The sequence below is a fragment of the Vibrio sp. A2-1 genome, assembly GCF_021728355.1.
GTDB lineage: Bacteria > Pseudomonadota > Gammaproteobacteria > Enterobacterales > Vibrionaceae > Vibrio > Vibrio splendidus_K.
The window spans coordinates 1-7,000 of sequence record NZ_JAKKCO010000017.1; the positions used below are offsets into that span (position 1 = coordinate 1).

General features: G+C 44.1%; 9 protein-coding genes and 1 pseudogene. 1 reads left to right on the forward strand and 9 read right to left on the reverse strand.

Annotated elements, in window-relative coordinates:
- Positions 1-241 precede the first annotated feature (241 nt).
- Together L3V33_RS23035 and L3V33_RS23040 are read right to left on the reverse strand one after the other, a co-directional pair.
- Positions 242-736 carry a DUF2780 domain-containing protein gene (locus L3V33_RS23035; protein WP_065207479.1) on the reverse strand — a complete coding sequence of 165 codons (495 nt, stop codon included), beginning with the start codon at positions 734-736 and terminating at the stop codon, positions 242-244.
- A gap of 134 nt (positions 737-870) precedes the next feature.
- Positions 871-1,491, reverse strand: coding sequence for an FKBP-type peptidyl-prolyl cis-trans isomerase (locus tag L3V33_RS23040; RefSeq protein WP_017078817.1), 621 nt, complete (start codon positions 1,489-1,491; stop codon positions 871-873).
- 213 nt (positions 1,492-1,704) lie between these two features.
- Here L3V33_RS23040 and L3V33_RS23045 point away from each other — a divergent pair, with 213 nt between their 5' ends.
- A complete protein-coding gene (locus tag L3V33_RS23045; protein ID WP_065207478.1) occupies positions 1,705-2,289 on the forward strand; it encodes a LysM-like peptidoglycan-binding domain-containing protein in 585 nt (194 codons plus the stop codon).
- A 59-nt stretch (positions 2,290-2,348) separates the two neighbouring features.
- Here the strand turns inward: L3V33_RS23045 and L3V33_RS23050 are convergent, their stop codons facing one another.
- The 7 genes and pseudogenes from L3V33_RS23050 to L3V33_RS23080 all read right to left on the reverse strand — a co-directional run.
- A complete protein-coding gene (locus L3V33_RS23050; protein ID WP_017096572.1) occupies positions 2,349-3,197 on the reverse strand; it encodes a DMT family transporter in 849 nt (282 codons plus the stop codon).
- Positions 3,197-3,649, reverse strand: coding sequence for a GNAT family N-acetyltransferase (locus L3V33_RS23055; RefSeq protein WP_114634053.1), 453 nt, complete (start codon positions 3,647-3,649; stop codon positions 3,197-3,199). Before L3V33_RS23055 ends, L3V33_RS23050 begins: the two co-directional genes overlap by 1 nt.
- A gap of 57 nt (positions 3,650-3,706) precedes the next feature.
- On the reverse strand, positions 3,707-4,273 hold the full coding sequence (locus tag L3V33_RS23060) for a Crp/Fnr family transcriptional regulator (protein ID WP_114634052.1): 567 nt from the start codon (positions 4,271-4,273) through the stop codon (positions 3,707-3,709).
- A gap of 71 nt (positions 4,274-4,344) precedes the next feature.
- Complete coding sequence (locus L3V33_RS23065) at positions 4,345-6,099, reverse strand: lysophospholipid acyltransferase family protein (RefSeq protein WP_114634051.1); 1,755 nt, start codon at positions 6,097-6,099, stop codon at positions 4,345-4,347.
- A 12-nt stretch (positions 6,100-6,111) separates the two neighbouring features.
- Positions 6,112-6,555: a hypothetical protein gene (locus L3V33_RS23070; RefSeq protein WP_004735264.1), complete on the reverse strand. Its 444-nt coding sequence runs from the start codon at positions 6,553-6,555 to the stop codon at positions 6,112-6,114.
- A 10-nt stretch (positions 6,556-6,565) separates the two neighbouring features.
- A pseudogene (locus L3V33_RS23075) lies at positions 6,566-6,877 on the reverse strand (YHS domain-containing (seleno)protein); the annotation flags it as partial.
- A gap of 33 nt (positions 6,878-6,910) precedes the next feature.
- Positions 6,911-7,000 (reverse strand): integrase core domain-containing protein (locus L3V33_RS23080; protein ID WP_150330760.1); only part of this gene is annotated, 90 nt, incomplete at its 5' end.

Sequence of the window (7,000 nt, forward strand, 5' to 3'; positions counted from 1 at the left end):
AGAGTCGAATTTATATCGATACCTATTATAATCCAGTAAGAAGACATGGGACTCTAGGTGGAGTGAGTCCCATGGACTTTGAACTAATCAACTAAACCCCTGTGTCTACTTTTTAGGGGCCATATCAATCTCGTATCTCGTATCTCGTATCTCGTATCTCAAATATCTTTTCTTCCACGCACAAAAAAGAGCACCGAAGTGCCCTTACAATATTCTTCAACTAATCGCTAATCGTGATGGCCTACTGCCAAAGAGCGGCGAGTGAATCCATAAGGCCACTCGTTGCACCTTGTGATTGAAGTGCTTGAAGAATGATGGGTGCAAATGTCGTAACCATTGACGAATCCATACCTAACCCAGCAAACGCACTTTCAACAGCACCTTGTGAGCTTAGAACTGATGATAAGCCAGTCGATTCAAGTGAAGACATTCCAGGAATGAGTGATGCGAGTTCTTTATTGTCTGCAGTGCCAAGCGAATTTTGTGCAAGTGCTAGCATTGAACCGATACCGCCAATCGCTTGATCGCTTGTTACAGATGCTTGATCAGCAACGGTATCTGCAAGTGGTGTTGTTTCGTTTTGTTGAGACCACATATTTACAGCTGCCATCAGGGCAGTTTGTGATAGTTGGGAATAGTTGGTATCTGATGTTGAACCGGTTTGTTCAGAGTCGCTAGTGCTAGCGCAAGAGACTACAGCAAGGCTGCTGAGCATAGTGATGAGTATTTTCTTCATTATTCTTCCTTAAGTAATAAAGTAATCGACCTATTCACTATAAACGAAAAACGGCGATGTAGTCACATCGCCGTTGGATTATTTTAATTTTATTTGCCTATAGTATTTTGTTTTACTAAAGGTTTTTATAAAAATTAAAGGATAGCTAGAAGTTCTACTTCAAATACTAGAGCTGCAAATGGTGGAATTGCAGCACCTGCGCCGCGCTCACCGTATGCTAGATCTTGAGGGATGTATAGCTTCCACTTAGAGCCAACAGGCATCATTTGTAGAGCTTGTACCCAACCTTGAATTACGCCAGTTACTGGGAATTCAGCAGGTTGACCGCGAGATACAGAGCTGTCGAAAACAGTACCGTCAGTTAGTTCACCGTGGTAGTGAACACGTACTTGCTTGTCTGCAGTAGGGATTTCGCCAGTACCTTCAGTTAGTACTTCGTACTGAAGACCAGACTCAAGAACTGTTACTTCTGAACGAAGAGCGTTGTCAGTTAGGAAAGCTTCGCCGTCAGCAGCAGCTGCTTTAGCTAGTTCTTGACGTGCAGCTTCACCACGAGTGTGTAGCTCTTGTAGTGCGTTGTTGATTTCGTCAACTTCGATAGCTGGCATGTCACCAACTAGAGCTGTTGCGATACCAGCAGCGATTGCGTCTACGTTTAGGCCTTCAAGACCAGAACCAGCAAGTTGTTGGCCCATTTGTAGACCGATACCGTAGCTAGCTTTTTGCTCTACAGTTTCAAATTTTACTTCAGACATGAAAAGTCACTCTTTTTGTCAGTACGAAAAGGGTAAGAATACCAGTATTAGCAGCCTGAATAAACGGCTAGCCCCTGATCACTTACGCTTTACCGTGTCCAAATCACAGCTATGTCAATTTTCTTGCTTTGGTCTCTGTTGTAGCGGAAAGATCTATACTGTTGGTACTTTGGTTTTTATACTGTAGTTATTCAATGTATAGGACGCAGTGGCATGAATCGTCGTCAAAAGAAAAAACAGAAAGTAGACCACTTAGCAGAGTTCAAGGATCGACTGAATCAGGTCAAAGATAAATTAAGTTCGATCGATATCAAGAAAATGAAAACCTCAACCGTGCAGGCCTGGGGATCATTGCCGAAATTACACCAGAGACTATTGATGGTGATTTCGCCGATCGTATTGATCTTACTTTTTGTGCCGCTACCAGAACCTAAAGTAGACGCAGCCCCAGCAACATCGCGCGTCGAGCTTGAGATAAACACGGTTGGCTTAAGCGAACAGCAAAATGCCAAGAGCAGTTCATCAGAACCGAGTAACAACAATTGGCAAGAGTATCTTGTGAAGCAAGGGGATACGTTAGCGCAGGTTTTTCGAAATAACGACTTACCGTTGTCTGACTTGAACGCGCTAGTGCGTATTGAAGGGGCAGACAAACCACTTAGTCAGATTCGTAAAGGCCAGCTAGTTCGATTCAAACTCGCCGAGACCGGGAAACTAGACATTCTTCAGCTAGAAAAAGGCAACACTTCGGTGATGTTTTTCCGATTGTCAGACGGTGGCTTTGGCCGTAGTAAATAGCTCAATACTGAGCCTGCGTTAAAGCGCTTCGTCAGATACAGACAGTCGATAGAAAAGAGCTAATGATTAGCTCTTTTTTTTGGTCGCTTGAAAGGTGCAAGCGGTAAGATGATGAGCATAATTCCGATAAAGGTTAACGTATCTGGAATCTCATCAAACCATATCGCGCCTATTATTGCGACAAACACTAAGCCTGAGTATTCAGCCAAGGCAATTTGACTAGAGTGTGCTTTTTGGTAGGCAGCGACCGCAAGTCCGTTGTAGCTTAAAATTAGCGTCGCACTTAATGCTATGTATCCCAAATGCTCCACAGACACCGGCTGCCAGTATAAGAAGCACAGTACTAATGAGGCTGGAATAGAGCATAACGTTGTCCACCACAGCGTAGTAACCACAGTTTGCTCACTAGGAAGCTTTCTTACCAATACATTGAATAGTGCGAGGGTGAGTGCTGTACCCAAAGCAAACAGTGCTGCCCAATGAAATTGTGATGGCCTCAAGACAATCAATGCACCAATAAAACCGATAGTGGTGGCGATAACCTTGCCAAGTGCCGGTTGCTCTTTGAGTAGAAACATAGAGAGAGGTAACATCAACAGGGGCGCGACGTAAAATACTGCGTTGGCGGTAGCTAAAGAAAGGTGGGTGATCGCGACGACCATACATCCGCTGCCGATTAGGATCAGTTGTCCTCGAATAAAGGTCACTTTAGCTTGTTGTAAGCGTCGTTGTTCTTTTTTCTGCTGTAGCCACAAAGGGGTGATGATGAGCAGAGATATCAACTGTCGGAAAAAAATATACTGTAAGGGCGGTACTTCGCCATTCAATAGTTTTACCGCTACGTCGGAAAGCGAGGCAAACAAGTTACCTGCAACCAACAATAGAATACCGACAGTGATATTCGTCATTACTTTTCTAATCTCATGTCTACATGCGGAATATCGTCTTCCAGATACATCTCAGAGATAGTTTCGAACCCGTGGCTCGCATAGAAGTTTTCTAGGTGTTGTTGCGCGCCAATATCGATGGTCTTGTTCGGCCAAAGAGACTCACAGCGTGTTAACGCTTCTTTGATCAATTGATGACCCAAGCCATCACCTCTTGCCGATTGCTTGGTCGCCACTCGGCCGATGCTCGTGTTGTCGTAAGAGGTGCCGGGTGGTAACAAACGTGCACACGCCACTAGCTCTGCATCAGCATAGCCAAGCAAGTGTTCAACACCTGCGAGTGTATCTTTACCATCGAGCTCTGGATAAGGGCAATTTTGCTCAACGACGAACACATCTACTCGTAATTTAAGTAGTTGATAAAGCTGTTGTGTTGAAAGTTCAGAGAAGGGAATTGAGTGCCAAGTGATCATGTTTACATCCAGAGGTTATCGATGCTCTGAATGTACTATGTGCGATGATTGTTGGCATTAACTATTGTTAATTCGACCTTTAATTCTGCTCAGGCTGATGGCGGTTATTCCTAGATAGGCCGCAATTTGATTGTCGTTCAAGCGCTGCTCAAGGTCGGGGTAATGTTCGCAGAAAAGCTGATAGCGTTGCTCTGGAGTATAGAGCAGCATAAAGCGTTCTTTGTTTTCCTTATGCATCAGCTGAGTTTCTAACAGCTTTAAATACAAAGGGTTATTTGCTGCACGCCACTCAATAACCGCATTCATTGGCAGTTCTAACATAGTAATTGGTGTGAGTGTTTCTAGTAGGTAAGGGGACGCTTGGTTCTTTATCAAACTCTCAAAGCCGATGATCCAGTCTTGTTCCCAGTAGAATTCTTTGCTGTATTGCTTACCGTCATTAGTGAGATAACAAGCGTGGCATAAGCCTTCAAGTACAAAGTAGATTGAACTCGCCATCTCACCTTGATTGATCAGGATGTGTCGGGTTGGCAGCTCAAGCGGCTTCGCGACAGCTAATAGAGATTCAACCTGACTCTCAGAGAAGTCAAAGCTTTGTAGTTGTTTGATAAAAGAGGTGTGCATGAAAATAACCTAACCCAAATAAGTGTCGAAATCATCGCACTTATTTGAGTATAGGTACAGAGCAGGCTAAATCAGCGTCGAGCGTGCTGTTCTAGATAATCTTGAGCAAGTTCTCTACCCATGTATTTACCAAGAGTTTTCAATGGTACTTTCTTAAGGTTAACCACAATCAAGCCATCCAGAGCATCATTAAATGATGGGTCGACGTTAAAGCACACCAACTTACCGTTCATCCCTAGATACTGGCGCAGTAGTACTGGTAGGCCTTTTCCTTGCTCCATACGTGCTAACACTTTAGAGAGCAGAGGAACACTTGCCAATGACGATAACAGATGATTTTGCCAGAACACGTGATTACTGGTATTGAGTGGTGAAGAAGGAGAAACCAGATTTGCCTTTTCCTCATCATAATGGTGGATTGATAAGGTGGTCGCGATCAACAGGCGCGCATTATGGCTGTAATCATTACTGATACTGACTGGGCCGAATAGGTGAGTGTATTGAGGATGACGATACACGAAGGCCGCGATGCCTTTCCACAATAGTAACAGTGAGTTAAGGCTCTTTTGATAAGGTTTGCTCACCACAGAACGCCCAAGCTCAATGCTGTTGTCTAAGGTATCGATGAATTCTTGATTGTAGTTAAACAGACTGCGGGAATAGAGTTGATCAAGCCCGTGCTCAGCGATCAACTTGTCGACCATACCAAGTCGGTACGCCCCGACCAGTTCAGCCTTAGCTTTGTTCCACACAAACAGTTGATGGTAGTAAAGGTCATACTCATCTAAATCACAGGCAAGCCCGCTGCCTTCGCCGACCTCTCTAAAGCTTTCTTCTCTTACTCGACCAATCTCGCGCATTAAATTGGGGACCGACTGGCTTGGTGTGCAATACACCTCAAAATCGCCCTGTTCAAGTAATCTCATTTCTTGAGGAAGTGACGCGACTTCTATAGAGAGTACTTCTGATGGAATAGGTGCAATAACCTGAGTGTCAAAAGAGGGCGCATGGATTGGCGTGCTAGGACTATCTTGTTGACTCATCAGATAGGTATTGAGTCGCAGATAGTTGACGATATCCATTTCTTGTTCAAACGATTTTATCTCTGAGTATGGGATTGAAGAGCCGATAGAGATAGAGATGGTAGTCGCTCGTTTATTAAGAAGTTCACGACCAAGTAAAGCCGTTCTTAGCAGTGGATGAACTCGTCCGGCTTGGTAGAAAAGCTCGCTGTTTTTACCATTGATGAAGATAGGCACTGTGGTGGCTTGGTGACGCTTAACAAACTTGGCAACCGATTTGCTCCATTCGATGTCTGTTAGTGTTTTTGCCCCTTTACGGTAACTCGATACTTCGCCAGCAGGGAACACAATCAACAATCCACCGTCTGCCAAATGACGATTGGCATCTCGAATGGCTTTGGCATTGGTGCGTTTTGATTCTTTACTGTTAAAGACATCTACACCGATGAAAAGATCATCCAGCTCAGGCAGGCGCTTAAGTAACTCATTGGCCAGCACCTTCACATCCTTCCTTACTGATCCTACGAGATCGGCAAGGATCACACCTTCAATTGCGCCAAGCGGGTGGTTAGCCACAATCACCACTGACCCTTCTTCCGGGATATTACCTGTGGCGCCTGCGGAAACAGAATAGTCGATATTGAGTGCCGACAGGGTGTGATGCATGAATTCAAAACTAGACAACTCATCAGGTCTATCTTGATAGAGTTTATCTAGCTTAGATAGCCCAGTTGCCCACTCGACAACAGACTCACCTAAACCAAAAGGCGTGTAACGTGGTAAACGAAAAGGACTATCAATCATAATGAAGCTACCTTATTGACTAAAGTTGTTTAGGAAACCGTCTTGATTCTTGAAATCTTTCACACTTAAAAATGCACCGCATAACCACACTAGGCATGCCATACCAAACAGTAATCCACCGTCATAACCGACAATTTCACCCGCTGCATTAAACTCAGGCATTTGAATACCGAGTGGTGTAAACAGGTGGAAGAAAATCGCACCACTCATAATTCCCACACTCATGATTGCACCTAGGCCATGCCAACGAGTAAACAGCAAAATGGCAGCAATCAATTCAGCAAACCCAATTAAGTAACCGCCAAATGAACCGAACCAACTTAAGCCCGACCATGTCGCCAAGGTGCCAAAGATATGCTCAGTCTCGTATGAGCCTGTGAACTTAAAAAACAGCGACTGAACAAATACGAAAGCGATAAATGCCGCAGGAATATGTTTAGCTGGAGTGAATGTCATGGTTATTCCCTTATTTGATCAGTTGCGGCCAAATGGTGTCGGCTTTTTGAATATGTTGTGCTCGGTCTTGTTCCCAACGCTGTTTAATCTCTTGGTCGTAGTTGAGGTAAAGCTTGTTATCAACAATCGTCCATTGATTCGGGTCTCCGGGTGCAAAATCACTTTTTGCTGAAACAGCCCAAGCGCAATAACCACCATATTGAGGGGCATATTTTTCAGGATTATTAACAAATAAAGTCAGATTCTTTTCAGAAGAGAAATACCAGTCCGCGCCTTTGTACTCGGTGCTGAATTTTTTATTGCCTTCAATAGGTTTACCTGTGACCCGTCCTGATATGGGTTGACACTTGATTGACTAAAACGCTCGATGTATTTCATCGGGCGTTTTGTATTTTAGAGCTGTGTGAGGCCTATATTCATTATAGATTTTTACTGATTCGGCGAC

Excerpts from the sequence above, each read along its gene's own strand:
- L3V33_RS23040 (WP_017078817.1), bottom strand. The coding sequence starts at position 1,491 with ATGTCTGAAGTAAAATTTGAAACTGTAGAGCAAAAAGCTAGCTACGGT.
- L3V33_RS23055 (WP_114634053.1), bottom strand. The coding sequence starts at position 3,649 with ATGATCACTTGGCACTCAATTCCCTTCTCTGAACTTTCAACACAACAG.
- L3V33_RS23065 (WP_114634051.1), bottom strand. The coding sequence starts at position 6,099 with ATGATTGATAGTCCTTTTCGTTTACCACGTTACACGCCTTTTGGTTTA.
- L3V33_RS23035 (WP_065207479.1), bottom strand. The coding sequence starts at position 736 with ATGAAGAAAATACTCATCACTATGCTCAGCAGCCTTGCTGTAGTCTCT.
- L3V33_RS23070 (WP_004735264.1), bottom strand. The coding sequence starts at position 6,555 with ATGACATTCACTCCAGCTAAACATATTCCTGCGGCATTTATCGCTTTC.
- L3V33_RS23060 (WP_114634052.1), bottom strand. The coding sequence starts at position 4,273 with ATGCACACCTCTTTTATCAAACAACTACAAAGCTTTGACTTCTCTGAG.
- L3V33_RS23045 (WP_065207478.1), top strand. The coding sequence starts at position 1,705 with ATGAATCGTCGTCAAAAGAAAAAACAGAAAGTAGACCACTTAGCAGAG.
- L3V33_RS23050 (WP_017096572.1), bottom strand. The coding sequence starts at position 3,197 with ATGACGAATATCACTGTCGGTATTCTATTGTTGGTTGCAGGTAACTTG.